The 18,375-nt window shown below is 36.8% G+C and carries 17 protein-coding genes and 1 tRNA gene; 4 read left to right on the top strand and 14 right to left on the bottom strand.

What is annotated here, in order from left to right; all coding sequences use genetic code 11:
* Positions 1–49: 49 nt before the first annotated feature.
* From ABF682_RS02895 to ABF682_RS02860, 8 genes are all read right to left on the bottom strand, one after another.
* The gene (locus ABF682_RS02895) at positions 50–586 is read right to left on the bottom strand and encodes an NYN domain-containing protein (protein WP_289977790.1); all 537 of its coding nucleotides are present in this window, start codon (positions 584–586) and stop codon (positions 50–52) included.
* A 2-nt stretch (positions 587–588) separates the two neighbouring features.
* Entirely contained in the window at positions 589–1,338 is a 750-nt protein-coding gene (gene rlmB, locus ABF682_RS02890; protein WP_289977789.1) for a 23S rRNA (guanosine(2251)-2'-O)-methyltransferase RlmB, read from the bottom strand.
* A gap of 1 nt (position 1,339) precedes the next feature.
* Positions 1,340–1,744, bottom strand: coding sequence for a Mini-ribonuclease 3 (locus tag ABF682_RS02885; RefSeq protein ID WP_289977788.1), 405 nt, complete (start codon positions 1,742–1,744; stop codon positions 1,340–1,342).
* Entirely contained in the window at positions 1,737–3,158 is a 1,422-nt protein-coding gene (cysS, locus tag ABF682_RS02880; RefSeq protein WP_415618966.1) for a cysteine--tRNA ligase, read from the bottom strand. Before cysS ends, ABF682_RS02885 begins: the two co-directional genes overlap by 8 nt.
* Positions 3,159–3,505: 347 nt before the next feature.
* Positions 3,506–4,990: a glutamate--tRNA ligase gene (gene gltX / locus ABF682_RS02875; protein WP_289977784.1), complete on the bottom strand. Its 1,485-nt coding sequence runs from the start codon at positions 4,988–4,990 to the stop codon at positions 3,506–3,508.
* Between the two features lie 128 nt (positions 4,991–5,118).
* Positions 5,119–6,246 carry a PIN/TRAM domain-containing protein gene (locus ABF682_RS02870; protein WP_415618965.1) on the bottom strand — a complete coding sequence of 376 codons (1,128 nt, stop codon included), beginning with the start codon at positions 6,244–6,246 and terminating at the stop codon, positions 5,119–5,121.
* Positions 6,247–6,267: 21 nt separating this feature from the next.
* The gene (gene radA, locus ABF682_RS02865) at positions 6,268–7,638 is read right to left on the bottom strand and encodes a DNA repair protein RadA (protein ID WP_289977782.1); all 1,371 of its coding nucleotides are present in this window, start codon (positions 7,636–7,638) and stop codon (positions 6,268–6,270) included.
* A gap of 83 nt (positions 7,639–7,721) precedes the next feature.
* Positions 7,722–8,258 (bottom strand): dUTP diphosphatase, encoded by a 537-nt coding sequence (locus tag ABF682_RS02860; RefSeq protein WP_415618964.1) that lies wholly within the window; start codon positions 8,256–8,258, stop codon positions 7,722–7,724.
* 105 nt (positions 8,259–8,363) lie between these two features.
* Between ABF682_RS02860 and ABF682_RS02855 the strand changes: the two genes are divergently transcribed.
* The 3 genes from ABF682_RS02855 (at position 8,364) to ABF682_RS02845 (ending at position 10,763) form a co-directional block, all read left to right on the top strand.
* The gene (locus ABF682_RS02855; RefSeq protein WP_415618963.1) at positions 8,364–8,657 is read left to right on the top strand and encodes a GNAT family N-acetyltransferase; all 294 of its coding nucleotides are present in this window, start codon (positions 8,364–8,366) and stop codon (positions 8,655–8,657) included.
* Between the two features lie 13 nt (positions 8,658–8,670).
* Positions 8,671–9,354, top strand: coding sequence for a ribose-5-phosphate isomerase RpiA (gene rpiA / locus ABF682_RS02850; protein ID WP_289977777.1), 684 nt, complete (start codon positions 8,671–8,673; stop codon positions 9,352–9,354).
* A 74-nt stretch (positions 9,355–9,428) separates the two neighbouring features.
* Positions 9,429–10,763: a C1 family peptidase gene (locus ABF682_RS02845; protein WP_415618962.1), complete on the top strand. Its 1,335-nt coding sequence runs from the start codon at positions 9,429–9,431 to the stop codon at positions 10,761–10,763.
* A 331-nt stretch (positions 10,764–11,094) separates the two neighbouring features.
* On the opposite strand, the gene ABF682_RS02840 is transcribed toward ABF682_RS02845, so the two are convergent.
* The 4 genes from ABF682_RS02840 to ABF682_RS02825 all read right to left on the bottom strand — a co-directional run bounded on the left by ABF682_RS02840 (position 11,095) and on the right by ABF682_RS02825 (position 15,456).
* Positions 11,095–11,769, bottom strand: coding sequence for a 2,3-bisphosphoglycerate-dependent phosphoglycerate mutase (locus ABF682_RS02840; protein ID WP_415618961.1), 675 nt, complete (start codon positions 11,767–11,769; stop codon positions 11,095–11,097).
* Between the two features lie 243 nt (positions 11,770–12,012).
* Entirely contained in the window at positions 12,013–13,185 is a 1,173-nt protein-coding gene (locus ABF682_RS02835) for an NlpC/P60 family protein (protein WP_415618960.1), read from the bottom strand.
* A 358-nt stretch (positions 13,186–13,543) separates the two neighbouring features.
* On the bottom strand, positions 13,544–14,497 hold the full coding sequence (locus tag ABF682_RS02830; protein WP_289977771.1) for a DMT family transporter: 954 nt from the start codon (positions 14,495–14,497) through the stop codon (positions 13,544–13,546).
* A gap of 14 nt (positions 14,498–14,511) precedes the next feature.
* Complete coding sequence (locus tag ABF682_RS02825) at positions 14,512–15,456, bottom strand: AEC family transporter (protein ID WP_289977769.1); 945 nt, start codon at positions 15,454–15,456, stop codon at positions 14,512–14,514.
* A 225-nt stretch (positions 15,457–15,681) separates the two neighbouring features.
* Between ABF682_RS02825 and ABF682_RS02820 the strand changes: the two genes are divergently transcribed.
* Complete coding sequence (locus tag ABF682_RS02820; RefSeq protein ID WP_415618959.1) at positions 15,682–16,845, top strand: LCP family protein; 1,164 nt, start codon at positions 15,682–15,684, stop codon at positions 16,843–16,845.
* Positions 16,846–17,159: 314 nt separating this feature from the next.
* On the opposite strand, the gene ABF682_RS02815 is transcribed toward ABF682_RS02820, so the two are convergent.
* Entirely contained in the window at positions 17,160–18,143 is a 984-nt protein-coding gene (locus tag ABF682_RS02815; protein WP_289977764.1) for a beta-ketoacyl-ACP synthase III, read from the bottom strand.
* A gap of 139 nt (positions 18,144–18,282) precedes the next feature.
* Positions 18,283–18,368 (bottom strand) — tRNA-Leu (locus ABF682_RS02810).
* Positions 18,369–18,375 lie beyond the last annotated feature (7 nt).

Below are 18,375 nucleotides of genomic sequence, written 5' to 3'. Positions count from 1 at the left end.
TTCTCCTATCAATTGTCAGACTAAGTCTACCATGATAATCCTTTTACTGTCAATTATCATTTTTATCTTTAGACATATTATCTCGCAAATCTGCTAAACGTGATAGTTGCTCTTCATTCCATGGTACTTTTCTAACCGCAGCCTCATCTTGATATTGTTTTGCTTGCTTTTTGACATCCTTCTTAGCTCTACTAATATCTTGATACAACTCCCAAGCAGGTATCCGCAATGCGCCTTGAGAAAAAATTGTCCATTGCTCTGCTTGATCGCTTGTCGCGACAGTCACTTGTGTCAGTCTAGTTTGCAACTCTTTTGCCAGTGATTCGATATATGAATCGGCAGTCTGCTCTTCAGCAGTCCAGATAATCTCCAATCCATACTTTTGATAACTTTTACTGAGGCCAGGGACATACATTGCATCGAAAACAACAATGATATGATAATTTCTTTGTTTCTTATAATTAGATAAAACATGCAGCAATGTATCGCGGGCTTCTTCTAAATGTCCTGATAATTTCAATTTATTTAATTGCGGCCAATTACCAATCATATTATAAGCATCAACAATTAGAATGTTCTTCTTCATCTCTAATTCCCCCGTGAAGAAAATCCTTGGTATATCAATAAGCTTGCAGCAACACTTGCATTTAGGCTTTGAACATGTCCAACCATTGGAATTGTTAACATCTCATCACACTCTTTCTTCAAGAGAGGTGAAATTCCCTTGCCTTCATTGCCAATGATTAACGCGACAGCACCAGTTGCATTCCATTTTCGAAAGTCAGTTCCATTCATATCAGTTCCAAAGATCCAAACATTCTTCTTTTTGAGTTCTTTAACAAATTGCACTAAATTAGTAACACGTGCAACTGGGACATGTTCAATTGCTCCAGTGGATGTTTTCGCTACCGTTGAAGTCAGCTGAACAGCACGTCTTTTAGGAATAACAATTCCATGTACACCCGCAGCATCAGCAGTTCGCATGATTGAACCTAAATTGTGTGGATCTTCAATTCCATCCAGAATTAAGAAAAAAGGATCCTCATTCTTACTGGCAGCAGTTGCAAATATATCATCAACTTCAGCATACTTATATGCGGCAACCGCCACAACTATTCCCTGGTGATTTTGTCCATCAGCCAATAAATCTAATTTACTCTTAGGAACTTTGGAAACAATAATTTTCTTTTTCTGTGCTAGTGAAATAATATCACGAATAGCATCAGACTTTAATTCTTCTTGTACAAAAACTTTGTTAATATCCTGGTTGCTTTTGAGCGTCTCGGTTGCCGGATGCCGTCCGATAACGAACTCAGTATCATTATTTGTATTGCCCAAATTATTTTTGCTCCTTTTCAATCATTTCAATACACCATTGGGCTAATTCAGCGACTCGATTTTCCTGATTACTTAAAAATAGATAACCGAACAATGCCTCAAAACCAGTTGAGATACGGTAAGTAATCACTGCCGTATTCTTTGCAGAAGTATGACTTTTAGCATTTCTTCCGCGCCTAAAATATTCTAATTCTGTCTCATTTAAAATATTTTGTTCCTGCATTTTTTCAGTCAGAAAAGACTGTGCCTTTGCTGAAACATAATGAGTAGCTGTCTTATGAAGATGGTTTGGCTTTGTTAACCCCTTAGCAAGCAAATGTTTACGAATATAGACTTCATAAATTGCATCACCCATATATGCCAACGCAATCCCATTTACCTGTTCGAAATCATTTTTTTCATTCATCTTTCTTCCACCTTGTTCCCTGTGCAGTATCTTCCAGTATGATGCCCTTTCCCTTTAATAAATCCCTAATCATATCACTTTTTTCAAAGTTATGATCCCTTCGTGCTGCATTGCGCTGTTCAATCAGCTCTTTGACCTCTTTTACATCAACATCTGTTTCTTTATGAACATTCAAAAAAATACCAAAAATATTCAGTTCCTTAATCAATATTTGCATAAATTCTTCCAAGGTACTCTTTATTACTCGATCTTCCGAACTATAAACATTTAATTTCTTAGCTAGGTCATAAACAACTGTAATTGCATTTTGGACATTAAAATCATCATCCATCGCTGCTTCAAAATCAATTTTTTGTTGGATTAAATATTCATTACTTTCATTATCATTTTGCATTTCTTCAGCATCTTTTAGACGATAGGCAGCATTATCATATGCTCCCTGCAATTTTTTCAAATTTGCAGCTGCGTCTTCCAGATTAGCTTTACTGTATTTAATTGGACGCCGATATTGAGTAGTCGCCATGAAGAACCTTAAGACTTGCGGACTAACTTCTTTAACAATCTCGTGAACAGTAATGAAGTTTCCCAATGACTTACTCATCTTTTCCTCGTCTTCACCAATTGTAACAAAGCCATTATGCAACCAATAATTCGCAAATTTTTTGCCTGTCTTAGCTTCACTCTGTGCAATCTCATTTTCATGATGTGGAAATTCCAAATCCTGACCACCTGCATGAATATCAATCGTATCACCCAAAAATTTCGTTGCCATAACTGAACATTCAATGTGCCAACCTGGACGTCCGCTTCCCCAAGGTGATTTCCAATAAATTTCACCTTTTTTTGCTGCCTTCCAAAGAGCAAAGTCTAAGGGATCTTCCTTCTTTTGAACTTCGTCATCATTAAGGCGCTCACTTGCTCCTTGCTCAAGCTCATTGATTGATTGTCCAGAAAGTTGACCGTATTTTGCAAATTTACGAGCCCGATAATAAACATCGCCTTGGGATTCATACGCGTACCCATTAACAATTAGTACCTGAATAAACTTAATAATATCGTCCATTGTATCCATAACTCGTGGATTCAAAGTTGCACGCTTAATATTAAGTGCATCTGTATCTTCATAGAAAGCCTTGATGTATTTATCAGAAACCTCACGCGGCGTAATCTTAAGTTTCTTGCTGGCAGCAATAATCTTATCATCAACATCTGTGAAATTTGAGACATAATTAACTTGAAACCCACGATACTCAAAATAGCGACGGATTGTATCAAAAGCAATTGCACTCCGCGCATTCCCAATATGGATATAATTATACACGGTTGGGCCACATACATACATTGTAATATGTCCTGAATTAAGGGGTGTGAAATTTTCTTTTTTATTTGTGAGTGTGTTATAAAGTTGAATCATTCACTGCTTCTCCTTTTTTATACTTAATTATAGACGATTATTCAATAAAGTGGTATAAACTCCTCAAATCTCTTGCAATCTACAAAAAAATGACTGTGGTAAAAAATATAACATTCAGGTTTCACTATCAAATTGAAAGTACAGTACATTCTTTGCGATAGGTCTTTCAAAGTAACCAGAAGATTTCGTTCTCTGGAGCATCTTTTCCTAAAATTAAAAAATTGACTAGACATGTAGGAAGAGGCTAGATCAAAATTTAACTTTTGACCCAGCCCCTCATACTAAATTACAAATAAACGTATCTAAAGTTAGCTTGCTTCATAAAAAGACATGGCAATTGAGCTGGACTACATCTCAGCCAGTGTCTTTTCAAGATGCTTTAAAGCCTTTTCTTTGCCTAACAGCTCAACTGAAGCTGCCAGCTCTGGTCCATGCATTTCACGTGTGGTTGCAATTCTAATTGGCATGTAAAGCTTTCTGCCCCTAATTCCAGTTTCTTTTTGAATTGCATAAATCGTATTTTGAATCTCAGTAGCATCAAAAATTGGCAACTTTGCCACTTTTTTCGCAAATTCATTCAACACCGTTTTTGCACTTTCATCACTTAACTCTTTCAATGCAGCTTCATCTAACTTCGGTGGCTCGTCAAAGAAAATTTCTGATAATTTTACAATTTCACCCGTATAAGACATTTGTTGCTTAAATAAGCTAATTAACTTGCGAGCCCATTCAATTGTTTTAGGATCAGGATTTTCCTCAACTTTGCCTGCTCGAATCAACTGCCTAAGTGCAGAATCAACAACTCCGTCTTCTTTAGCATTTTTAACGTACTGATTGTTAATCCATTCAAGTTTCTTACCATCAAAGGATGCTGGTGAGCGGCTCAAACGCTTAGGATCAAACATACTAATCAGTTCTTTACGGTTAAAAATTTCTTTTTCACCCACTGGAGACCATCCCAATAATGTAATGAAGTTGAACATCGCATCCGGCAAATATCCCAATGCACGATATTGTTCAATAAATTGAAGTACGCTTTCATCACGCTTGCTCAATTTTTTACCGGTTTCAGTATTAATAATCAATGTCATATGACCGAATATCGGTGCTTCCCAGCCAAACGCTTCATACACAACTAATTGCTTTGGTGTATTCGCAATATGATCATCACCACGCAACACATGTGTAATCTCCATCATATGGTCATCTACAACAACTGCAAAGTTATATGTAGGTATCCCATCACGTTTTTGAATAACAAAATCCCCACCAATTGTATTCGAATCAAAACTAATTTGACCCTTAACCATGTCATCAAATTCATAAGTCTTATTTTCTGGAACCCTAATTCTAACAACCGGTTTTAATCCAGCTGCTTGCGCTTCTGCTTGCTTTTTAGAGATCTCTTCGTCAGACATTCCTGCATATTCATAAATATATCTTGGAGCTTCCCCATTCGCCTTTTGTTCTTCACGTTGTGCATTCAACTCGTCTTCAGTCATATAAGACTCATACGCAAGTCCATTATCTAATAATTGCTTAATCAAAGGTAAATAAATTGCTTGTCTTTCAGATTGTCTATATGGGCCAAAGTCTCCTGGTTTATCAGGGCCTTCATCCCAATCAATTCCCAACCATGTCAAATTCTCTAACTGACTTCTTTCACCATCTGCAATATTTCTCTTAGAATCAGTATCTTCAATTCTAATAACCATTGTTCCGTTATTATGTCTTGCAAATAAATAATTAAACAATGCAGTTCGTGCATTCCCTATATGCAGATGCCCCGTTGGACTTGGAGCATAACGCACACGAATCTTCTTATCTACCAATTATAGCGCCTCTTTCTTTTTCTGAATTGATTAATCAGACTAATATCCATAGTCAAAACAATCGATACAATAATAATTTTACAATGAATATACAGAAAAATAAACCAACCAAATAAAAGTTTCTTATTTTAATTTTTTTCTTTGATTCCTCTAGTTGAATGCACTGGCTTAGCAAAGATCATTCTCCCAGCATCTGTTTGTAATGCACTTGTCACTACCACTTCAATCGGGTTGTTCAAATAATACCGCCCGTCTTCAACGACAATCATTGTTCCATCATCTAAGTATGCAACCCCTTGCTGCCTTTCCGTACCATTCTTGATTACAGTAACCGTCATTTTTTCTCCTGGTACCACTCTGGGTTTTAATGCTTTCGCCAAAGCATTAACATTCAACACTTCAACATTTTGAAACTCACTGACCTTATTTAAATTATAATCATTTGTAACAACCACGGCATCCAGAAGTTTGGCCAATTTAATTAACTTGCTGTCGACCTCTTGAATGTCATCAAAGTCACCCTCATACATTTCAACGGGAACTTTTTTATCAGCGCGCAGCTTATTAAGAATGTCAAGGCCACGTCGCCCCCGAACTCTCTTAATGCTATCTGCAGAATCAGCGATATACTGGAGTTCGTATAATACAAAATTTGGTACAATCAATGTTCCTTCAATAAAACCTGTATTGACCAAATCATAAATTCGACCATCAATCAAGATATTTGTATCTAAGAGTTTTAAACGGTGAAAGTTATCACCAGTTTTTCTCTCCAAAACGCTAGCATTATCGAGATCCTCTACTTTTTTTTCTGTACGCTGTCTTCTACTACTCATAAGTTTTTTAAAAAAATCTAGATGATTTCTTCCTACAAAATATCCCAAATAACCGAAAATAACCATTAAAACTATCGGAATCACAGTGTTTAATAAAAACACTTGTGAATGCGAAACCAAAGTTGATATCAAGGCAGCTATCATCAGGCCTACAACGACCGAAAGACTAGTTGAAATTATTACATACGGATTTTGTTGTGCCAAGTTGTTTTCTAGTCTCTTTATTAATCTCTCCAGCGGCTCAGTCACAAATATTGAAACAATGTGCATTACTGCTAATCCAATTAAAATATTTACAGCAAAATTATTAAACCAGATATGATCTGAAAGACCTATCAATAACCAAACCGGAGGCATGAAGGTGTATCCTGCACCAATTCCTAAGACAGCGAGCACAACTTTTATCATTATTTTTCTCATTTCTTTCTCCTTCCTAAATTATTAGTTAAAGGTCACCTTCAACGCTTCGCCTAAAGTCGAAACACCAACAACCTTTATATCTTTCGGGGGAGTCCATCCAACCAAATTATTCTTAGGTAAAATTACCCTTTTGAAACCAAGCTTTGCAGCTTCAGCAACCCTTTGTTCAATCCGATTAACTCTTCTGATTTCACCGGTTAACCCAAGTTCCCCAATGAAACAATCGGTTGCTTGTGACTGGGCATCTCGATAACTTGAAACAATGCTAACTGCGATCGCCAAATCAATCGCAGGTTCATCCAACTTCACACCACCAGCTGCCTTTAGATATGCATCTTGATTCTGTAGCAAAAGGCCTGCACGCTTCTCAAGAACAGCCATAATCAGCGAGATTCGGTTATGATCTAGCCCCGTCGTTGTTCGCTTGGCATTTCCAAATGCCGTTGGTGTAACAAGTGCCTGAATTTCAACTAAAATAGGTCTAGTACCCTCTAAAGAAACAACGATGGCGGACCCCGTTGCCCCGCTGAGTCGTTCTTCTAAGAAAATTTCAGAAGGGTTGGCAACTTCATATAGCCCTCCTTCTTTCATTTCAAAAATTCCGATTTCATTTGTTGAGCCAAATCGATTTTTTACAGCCCTCAAAATTCGATATGCATGGTGTAAATCTCCTTCAAAATACAGAACCGTATCAACCATATGTTCCAATATTTTGGGTCCAGCGATTGCCCCACCCTTTGTGACATGCCCAACTATGAAGATGGTTATTCCGTTAGTCTTTGCAATTTGCATTAACTCAGCTGTAACCTCCCGAATCTGTGCAACACTCCCGACCGCGGAAGCCATTTCAGGTTCCTGCATGGTTTGAACCGAATCAATGACTACAAAATCAGGTTTTAACTTGTCAATGTATTGATGAATACTTGTCATATCGGTCTCTGGGTATAAATAAAACTTCTGCCCTTTTATTCCCAGACGCTGTGCCCGTAACTTAATCTGCATTGCACTTTCTTCGCCAGACACATACAAAACCGTTAACTCTTGCTTTGCTAATTGCCCCGAAAGTTGAAGCAACAGCGTGGATTTCCCAATTCCAGGATCTCCACCTATTAGAATAAGAGAACCTGGTACGATTCCACCACCTAAGACACGATCAAGTTCGACTGATGCAGTCGTTGTTCGCGGATTATCTTGGACGTCCACTTCATCAATTAATTGTGGTCTGGGGCTGTTACCGCTAAAACTAACTCTTGCTTTTTTATTGGCTTTATTAGACTGTTCAACCTCTTCAACCAATGTATTCCAAGCACCACAATTTGGGCAACGTCCCAAATATCGAGGTGAAGAATATCCACAGTCTTGACACACATACTGCGTTTTAATCTTGACCACTTGCTAGCCTTCTTTCACTTACTCAACTCATCATATCATGTTTGACTTTTTTTAAGCATCATTCCCTGATTCTTTACGGTTTTTTACTTACCTGATGATCCAAAACCGCCCGTTCGCTTCCTCAATGGTTCTTCTTCGCTATCAACCGTTAGAAACGGAATGAAGATTCCCTGCCCAATTCGCTCATTTTTCTTGATTGTCACATCCCTGATACCAAAATTCATGAGCTGAAAGAATATCTCTCCATCATTATCAGCATTGCCATAATAATCAGCATCCACAATTCCCACTCCGTTCGGCAAAATCAAATTTCTTTTCAGTGGGTTACTAGAGCGATTTGCAAGCATCAAAAATTCTTCTGTTCCCATGTATGCTTTGACTCCTGTGGGAACTAAAAAGGGCTTAAGGATCTTGTTTGCTTTTTCATAATCAATGTTCGTAATCGCTTGCTTTTTTTTGATACTCCATAAAATTTTTAGAAAATTAAGTTTCCAGATTGATGGCAGCACAAAGTCCTGCGCCGCATAAAAATCATAGCCTGCTGCATTTTTTGTAGCACGCGTTGGCAATGTAATTTCTTCTTCGTTAAATCGTTTTACTACCTCAAATCCTCTTCTCAAAATATCACTCTTTCCATAATTTATTCTACTATTCTATCATTATTTAATAAACAGATACAGTACCTTCTCATATGCTATAATTAAACAAAAAAAGAGGTGTTTTATATGATTACTAAATTCACAGAAAATTCCTTTGATTATTATCGTTCGGAAGCTGATGAAAAACCTATCGCACATATTGGCTTTTCATTGCTTGATAACTCCCAAACATACTTGGTTGAACACACCTGGGTAGATGAGAGTGCACGTGGAACAGGGTTAGCTGGAAAAATTACAAAGGATTTTCTCGCAAAAGTCGCTGACAAGTCCAAGAAAATTATCCCGTTATGCCCGTATACAAAGAAGTTTTTCGAGAAACATTCTGAGTATCAATATCTACTCAAAGCAGAAAATAATTAATGAGGTGAATATCGTGAATCAAGATGAGTTAAAAGCTCTTGTCGGAAAAAAGGCAGTTGATTGGGTCGTTGATGATATGATTGTTGGCTTGGGAACCGGTTCAACAGTTAAATATATGATAAGTGAACTTGCAAAAAAGATTCAAAAAGAACAGCTATCGATCACGGGGGTGGTCACCTCTGAGGAAACAGCCAAGCAGGCAACTTCATTGGGAATCCCACTAAAGTCAGTCGATGAAGTTGACCACATTGATCTTACGATTGATGGCGCCGATGAGGTTAGTACCGACTTTCAGGGAATCAAGGGTGGCGGTGCTGCACTTTTATTCGAAAAAATCGTGGCCACTAACTCGCAAAAAAACATCTGGATTGTGGATCAAAGTAAACTCGTGAATAGATTGGGAAAATTTCCTCTTCCAGTTGAAGTCATTCCTTATGGCAGTCAAAAAGTTTTTACACGTTTTGATTCTAAAGGATTTCAACCGACTTTCAGATTGGCTGCTGACGGTGCAAAACTACGAACCGATTCTGCTAATTATATAATTGATTTACATTTAGGACAAATAACGAATCCACTGAAGCTTGCTGCTTATTTAAAAACACAAGTTGGTGTCGTTGAACATGGTCTCTTCCTAAACACCGTTAACACTGTTATCGTTGGCTATGATGATGGTCCTAAAGTTCTAGAAGCGCGCTGATTGCCAGCAAGGTTTACGTGTTACTTCTTTTATCATATAATGTTCTTATATCTTTTTAAGGAGAGTGACAAATAGTGAGCAAAGCTATCAAGCACCAACAATTATCAAAATTTAAAAATTCTCTTGCAAGACGGTCAGAACACAAAGTTCTTGAGCGCGCAGTTACAAAAAATGGAATTTATACAACTTCAGCCGATTATCGTTCAGAAGTCAGCATGACTCCTGTTTTCTCAATTGACTTGGATACTGGTGATGTTGCTAATCAAAAGCAATCAGGTCGTTGTTGGATGTTTGCAGCATTGAATACAATGCGCCATGATATGAAAAATAAATTCAATGTACCAAAGAATTTTGAACTTTCACAAAATTATACATTTTTCTGGGACAAACTCGAAAAAGCCAATTACTTCTATGAAAATGTAATTACCACAGCTGCTTTACCAACATCAGACCGTAAAGTTTCCTTCCTGATGACAACACCTCAACAAGATGGTGGGCAGTGGGATATGATTGTAGCTATCATCGAAAAATATGGTGTAGTTCCTCAATCAGCTATGCCTGAAACATTCAACTCTTCTGCTTCACGTGAATTCAATAACACTTTCGACTTAAAATTACGCAAGGATGCTGTGACTTTGCGTAACTTAGTTGCCGATGGAATATCAGAGAAAGAGCTTGAAGATATAAAAGAGAAGATGCTGGATGATGCATATCGGATGTTAGCTTATAGCTTTGGTGAACCACCTACTCATTTTGACTTTGAGTATCGCGATTCAGACAAAAACTATCATATTGAACGCAACATCACACCTATTGATTTCTTTAACAAGTATGTTGGTTGGAACCTGGACGATTATGTTTCAATCATCAACGGTCCAACTGCTGATAAACCATACAATCACATGTACACAGTTGAAATGCTTGGTAATGTCGTAGATGGTCGCCCAGTCCGTCACTTGAACGTTGATATGGCAACCTTCCGCAACGTTGCAGTAAAGCAGCTTCAGAGCGGTGAAAGTGTGTGGTTTGGTTGCGATGTCGGCCAGTCTTCTGACCGTCAAAAGGGAATTATGGATACTGCGCTATACCATAAAGATGAACTCTTTGATATTGACTTAAGCATTTCCAAAGCTGAAAGATTGGACTATGGCGAAAGTCTCATGACTCATGCTATGGTTTTAACTGGTGTTGATTTGGTTGATGATGAACCAACTAAATGGAAAGTCGAAAACTCATGGGGTAAAAAAGTTGGTACAGACGGTTTCTTCGTTATGAGTAACAATTGGATGAATGAATATTGCTATCAAATTGTCGTTAATAAGAAATTTCTCTCTGCAGAATTACAAGAAGTTCTCAAAGAAGAACCAAAAGTCCTTGCGCCTTGGGATCCAATGGGTGCTTTGGCATAAATTATCATCTTCTGTATAAGAGTTTTCGATACATCGTTAAAACTCGAAGATGAACGAAATATTTTAATCTCTAAAAATATGTACTTAAGTGTAGCAGAGGAGTATGACATAAGTCGAGAAAATTTGAGTACTAACTCGAGATTACGAACATAGCGAGAAGGTTGCTATGAGTAATTTGAAGTTAGACGGAGAATTTTGACCTATGGAACACGTTTATACAGGACAAAGGGGGTGGCCAAATGTTAAATTTGGCCGCCCCCTTTCCTACGTTTAGAAGTCTCCAATTTCTTATTTTTGAATAACCTAGCAAACCAACTAAAAATTAATGAACTTATCTTAATTCTCTTTTGGAAATAATCTTTAATCTACTATTAAGTTCATAGATAATCGGAACCGCATTTTCGACTTCGACACCATCAATTGCTGAATCACTGATTTCTTCAATATATTTAATTAATGCTCTTAAGGTACTTCCATGTGCAACAATTATTTGATTTTTTTGATGAATTAACTTGGGTGCAATACTATCTATCCAATATGGAATAATTCTATCAGAAGCATCCTTTAAACTTTCTGCCAGTGGTAGAATCGTCTTGGGATAAGCCGAATATCTTCGGTCTTCATCCGGCTCACTCATCCTAGGAGGTACAGTGGTAAAACTTCTCCGCCACAATGCAACCTCTTTTTCTCCATAAATTTCTCTTGTCCATTGTTTATTTAACCCTCGTAAAGCCCCATAATGTCTTTCATTCAAGCGCCATGTTTTTTCAACTGGGATACTATTTTGATTAATACACTCAAGCACAATATTTGCGGTTTTAATTGCACGTGTCAGTACAGATGTATGCAATTCAGTAAAAATAATTTTTTCTGTATTTAAGAGGACTCCAGCCTTTTTCGCCTGACGCTCTCCTTCTAGAGTTAATGGTGAATCCGACCAGCCAGTATATTCATTTACCAGATTTGCAGTACTCTGTCCATGTCTTAGCAAAACTAATTTAACCATGTTTTCTCTCTCCTCTGATCCTTTTACCTAATGCTTTTATCATATCAGATTTTTTTGATCTAGAATAGTTTATTCAAAGGAAATAGGAGCCCAAGTTAATTTTCAACCCGGTCTCCTTATTATTTCCTTATAACCATGCTTCATAAGTCAAAATTCTTCATCTAGCTTCATGCTAAAACTTAAGATTTACCAACTTAACGATACTCTTTTCACTAATCAAATGTCAGTTGATTTAAAATGCTACTACTTTAAACGTCCTGCAAACGAAGGCGTATATCCTGAAATTGTTCCAACTTTTACTGTTTCACCTGTTCTTGGTGCATGAACATACTGGCCATTTCCGATATAAATTGCTACATGATACGAACTGCCTTTGCCACCCCAGAATAATAAATCTCCCGGTTGAGCTTGCGAAACAGCTTCATATGTAACATATCCCTCTTGCGAAACAGTATTATGTGGAAGCGATACTCCAAACTTAGAATAAACATATGCTGTCAAGCCTGAACAATCCATTCCTGAAAGAGATCCTCCACCCCAAACATAAGGAATATTCAGTTTTGTCAAAGACAATGCAGCCGCAACAACTGAACTCGTATCTACGTTTGAACTTGCTGCTGTTGTTGAATAGGCAGTTTGTGTTACAGTTGCCGAATTATTTGTAGTAGTGCTAGAAGTATTAGAACTGGTTGCAGCAGTGTTTGAAGTAGTTGTACTACTGTTTCCAGAAGAAGCTGTTGTTACAGCCTTTGTAGCAGTCGCAAGTGCACTATTTGCCTCTGCACTGCTCTTAGCAGCCTTAACTGCTGCTGCTGCCTTTTGCGCTGCTGCTAAAGCTTCTTCAGCCTGTTTCTTTGCATCATCTTCTTTAGCCTTTTTAACTTTTAATTGAATCTTTTGAACTGCCAAATCAGCCATATCATTCCTCAACTTCTCACTGGCTTTTTTCTGAGCTGTAACAGATTCATCAACTTGCTTTTTATCAGCCGCAACTTTTTCCTGATCACTCTTCTGTTCTTGCAAAGTTTGACTATTTGCTTGAACCATAGTTGCAACAGTAGCAACACGATCAATTGCATCACTAAAACTCTTTGAATCCGTTAAGAACTCAATTAGGCTCCCGGTATCATTTTGTTGTGCCGAACGTGCTTGTTCAGCTAAATGAGATTTTCTAGCATTAATATTTTTTGTCAATGAAGCAATCTCAACTGAATCCGAATATTGCTGATCTTGTAACTTTGAAAGCTTCGTCTGGCTTTCGCTTACTAACTTCTGTGTATCAGAAATTTTTTGATTAACATCATTAATCTGTGTTGCAGTATCTGAAGCTGAAGCATTAGTTCCTAAGCTAACAACTGCTACAAGTGATGCAACTACGAGTACAGTTTTTGAAATTAAATTATGTTCCACTGACATACACCTCTGACATTTGATTAAATGTTTTTTTTTAATTATTTATGTACAATTTAACTACAAGAATAATTCTACCATGCTTGCACAATAATGAGCATTACATTATATTTACAAAATCAGCTCAAGAATGGTGCTTTTAGACATTTCTGTTACATTAATATTTCAAAAGTTACAAAGAGCAATCACAAATATTTTATCCATCTTATGCACACGTTTAGTTAAAATTTACGAACATAATCGGTTTAACCACTAATAGTGATTCTTTTAGTGGACTTCATGTGTAAAAAAGTACTAAAAAAGAAGGGCCTTAGTTGTTTTTAACAACAATTCCCTTCTAAATTTGAAATATATAAACCCATCATCAATTTTTGGGTATAATCGTTTCTTCTTTGACACGATTACCCAAAAATGTTACAACGGAGCCTAATAAAATAATTATGATTCCGATAATTGTAAGTCCCGTTACCTTTTCTCCAATCAACATTGCTGCCAAAATTGGGGCTAATCCCGGTTTTATAAAAAACACTAGGGAAGCTGTTGAAACATTTGAATTCTCCATTGCAAGGAAATAAAAAGCAAACCCCCCGCCTGTGACACAGACACCCAAATAAAGCAACATTGGCAGTGAACCAATTGTTATATTTTGCAGTATTGGCAAATTTTGAAAAGTTTTTAGACTTGGAACACTCCCTAAAAACTTAGCAATAAATGGTATATGTGTAATTAGTGAGAGTATAAGTAATTCAATAGTCCCAGCTACAAATGTATAACAAGTCATCACAATCCCATTTAGTCCCCTCTTCATAGAACCATAACGTGAAATAATTGAATAAAAACCAAATGTGACTGCTGCTAAAACGCCCAAAATAATTCCCATTGGTTTAGTAAGATGCAGTGGATCAATGATTACAAGCAGACCTAAGATAGATATTACAACAGCAATTAAGTTCGCTCTTCCCAAATGTTCTCGTAAAATGATAAATGCAAATATTAGGGCAAACACTGGGTTACAACTGAACAAAACTGCAACTGTTGAAGCTTTAGTTGCCACAACAGCCAACTGAAAAAGTGTCATACTAACAATTACGCAAAGAAATCCAGTCAAACAAAAAAGATACCAATCTTCTTTTCCAAGCTTTCGTTTGCTTGTTTTCAGTCCCTTGCTTGCAAATGGCAGCAAAACCAATGCACCAATGAAGAAACGAATAAGGTTCAATTGAATTGGATTAAAAGTCGCACCGGCAACCTTTAGCGCTATTTCCATTGAACTGAACATAAATGTTGATATAAGAACATAAATTATTGTTTTTTTCACAACTACCCCTCTTTTTAAATACTTTGTGTAACTAACATTAAAATCGGCACAACCGCAAGTGAGATTAACGTTGTTTCTGTGACCATCACCGCCGCATAATCAGAATCCGCACCATACAAACTCGCAACGACTGGAGCATTCGTCATAACAGGCATTGCCGATTGAAGTATAAAAACTTGTTTCATCAAAACCGGCATATCCGCTGGCATAACTAGCAAAAACATTAATGCCGGCGCAAATAAGAACCGTCCCATTAATACTAGGATATTATCTTTATGCAATGCAAGATGATTAAGTCCCGCATGTGAAACAGAGATTCCAATAAATAGCATCGAAAGTGGGATCGTCAGATTACCAATGTAATCCAAGTCAGACTTAACAAATACTGGTAATTGGACTTTTAATAAAACGAAAATGACTCCTACTATAAAGCCCATCAGTGGTGGTGAAAAAATCTTACCTAAAGCCTTCTTCCAATCTAACTGACTTTTTAATCCACCATCTCGTTGTATTAAGTAAGTACCCAATGTCCAAAAAATAGTAGTGTTTGCCATATAATAGATTAATACATACGGTATACTGTCAGCTCCAAAAAGTGCACGGTTAATCGGTAAACCTACAAAAACTGTATTCGAATTGAAAAACATCGATGAAAATAATCCGGCATGACTTTTGCGAATCCTAAATATTTTTACAATTGCAAATGCAAATGCCATTAGTATCACCATCGAAATAACTGGGAATCTCAAGTCTGGCAACATTCTGGGTAAATCATCCGCGTTAAATCTCGTGACAATCGTTGACACCATATAACACGGTAATGCAATTTGTGTTACTAATCTAGCTATTAATTTAGTTGACTTTTCACCAAACCACCCACGTTCTGCCAAAATATACCCTAGCACTATCATCACTAATATTACCAGCACACCCGAAATGCTGTGCTCAAAAACACTCATCCTCTCATCTCTCTTCTTTCTTCTTTCTTCTTTCTTCTTTCTTTCATGTATAAACATCCATCAGTATATCACAACTTATGAGAAAATTTTATTTGCTTTTTAATTAGACTATTTTATTTGAATATTCAAAATAGTTTAAAAAAAATTTAATTTTAAGTTATGCTACTCAATTAATAACTCTTAGTAGTATAATTCTTATAATAATAGTTGATTAAGGAGTTACTGATGAATAACAATAATAAAAATGAGTTTTCAACGTCATCTCCATTGAGAAGAAGGGAAGACAATCATGACCATCGCAGAAGGAATCCACATAAGAAACGCAGAGTATTAAGTTTAATTGGACTGATTGTGGTACTGATTTTATTTTATGGAGCTGGCGTCTACGCTCGCAGTCTCATAGGAGCTGCTCAACAAACTCTTGACAAAACGTACCAAAAAACCAAAGTTAAAAAATTAAGAAATGTTTCTCAGATTTTAAAGAAGAAAAAACCTTTTTCCATTTTACTTCTAGGAACCGATACTGGTGACCTAGGGAGAACTGATAAGGGGCGTACTGATACAATCATTGTTGCTACAATCAATCCTAAAACCAAAAAGGCAACCTTGACAAGTATTCCACGTGATACGCAGGTTAAAATCACCGGCTCGTCTAATTCTTATGACAAGATTAATTCCGCCTATACAATTGGAGGAACATCTGCCGCAATTTCAACTGTGCAAAATACTCTTCATATTCCAATCGACTTCTATCTACTAGTTAATATGGGTGGATTATCAAAATTAGTTAATGCAGTTGGTGGTGTTTCAATCGATCCTCTACTAACTTTCCATTATAGCTATGCAAATGTTACCAAGGGTAAAACTGTAACTCTAAATGGTAATGAAGCTTTGGCATATTCAAGAATGCGGTATACCGATCCAGAAGGTGACTATGGTCGTCAGAAACGTCAAAAACAGGTAATTGAGGCAATTGTTTCTAAGCTGCTGACGATTTCTTCTATATCCAACTTCCAAAAAATATTAAATACAGTCAAAGATAATATGCAAACGGACCTGACTTTCAATGACATGATGACCATTGAAACTAACTATAAGGATGCAGCGGGAACCATCAAATCCTATGTCCTTCAGGGCGAAGATGCAACAATTGGTGGTCTATCATATCAGGTTGCCACAGCGGCAGAAAAGCAAAAAATTTCTAATAAAATTCGTTCAGAATTAGGATTGAATCCTTCAAATGCAACTTTTGTCGGTCAAATATCTAGTTATGGTTCAAATTCTACCTATGGTTCGAGTTCTTCATCAAGTTATGGTGCTTATTCTTCAAGCTCTCGTTCGACCTATGGCACCTATTCCTCAAGCTCCCCTTCCCATTATGGTTATTAAATATAAAATAATCTAAATTAGTTCAGAGATTGAATCAAATTTAAATTTTGATTCAATCTTTTTTTGCACTATAAAAAAACAGCGGGACTGTGACATAATTCAAAATTACAAACATAGTCAGGGTTGCTTTACTATGAGTAATTTGAAGGTAGACAGAGAATTCTGACTTATGAAATACATTTATTCGTAATAAAGCAGAAAGGAGTCTGGGTCAAAAGCTAACTTTTGACCCAGACTCCTTCTGCTTATACGTTTAGTTAAGTCTCTAATTTTAATTGTTTCCAAGTAATCAAGTTTCATATCGTAAAACTTTTTTATATTCTTGATAAATCTAGCAACATACTGCCATATGATAGTCCTGCTCCGAAACCTGTTAATAATGCAACATGTGGCCTTTCACCACGTTTCAGTGCTTGATCGAGGCCAATGGCTATTCCCGCTGAAGATGTATTACCATAAAACTCAACATTTGTTTCAAACTTACTTAGGGGTACATTTATCCCAATTGCAATATTTTCAATTAACCTCAAATTTGCTTGATGTGTCACGATTAATTCTAACTCAGCATTTGTATAGCCATTTTGTTCAAGCAAATTAGTAATATGCTCTGGAACTATTGACGTTACAAATTCATAGACCGCACGCCCATCCTGATAAAAAGCATCCATCTTAGGATAACTATTTCTTGAAATCTCGCTTAATGGAGCAATTCTTCCACTATGAATTACATTAGGTGCTGGACTTGTCTCCAACTTTTCCGCAATGAATACTTCATCATCTGGATTATCACTTGCTGTTAGCAATACTCCACCAGCCCCATCACCAAAGAAAACAGCAGAAGTTCGATCAGAAAAATCCATCATTTTTGAATTTACTTCGGCAGCAATTACAATTGCCTTATTATAATTTCCCTGACGCAGAAATTTCTCTGCAGTACTTAGCGCAAAGATAAAGCCCGCACAAGCAACACTTATATCAAAAGAAAAAGCTTTTACAGCATCAATTTTTTGTTGAACAAGTGCTGCTGTAGCAGGCGTGATTGAATCTGGACTGATTGTAGCTACTATGATTAAATCAATTTCACTTGCTTCAACCTTGGATTCAGTTAATAAATTTTTGGCCACCTTCGCACAAAGATCTGATGTATTCTCATTAATCGCATAATGTCGTGTTTTTATTCCCGTATGCTTTTGAATCCACTCATCCGAAGTATCCATATAATTGGATAGTTCAGTATTAGTTACTACACGCTCTGGCACATAATGTGCACTAGCTTTTATTTTTACGGCTCTAGGCATCTTATAAATTCTCCTATATCATAATATCCGATTAATTCATTAGACAGTAGCTTCATTCAAGTCTGCTACCCTATTATTCGACTTATACATAAATAAAAAAGCCATACCAAAATAATAATTTTGGAACAGCCCTCTATGATGCGGGTAAATGGATTCGAACCATCACGGGCTGTAACGCCCACCAGATCCTTAGTCTGACGCGTCTGCCAATTCCGCCATACCCGCAACAACA

Origin of the sequence: Liquorilactobacillus sp., assembly GCF_047719775.1 — a bacterium.
In the GTDB taxonomy this organism is placed as follows: domain Bacteria; phylum Bacillota; class Bacilli; order Lactobacillales; family Lactobacillaceae; genus Liquorilactobacillus.
This window is presented reverse-complemented; position numbering and strand designations above follow the sequence as displayed.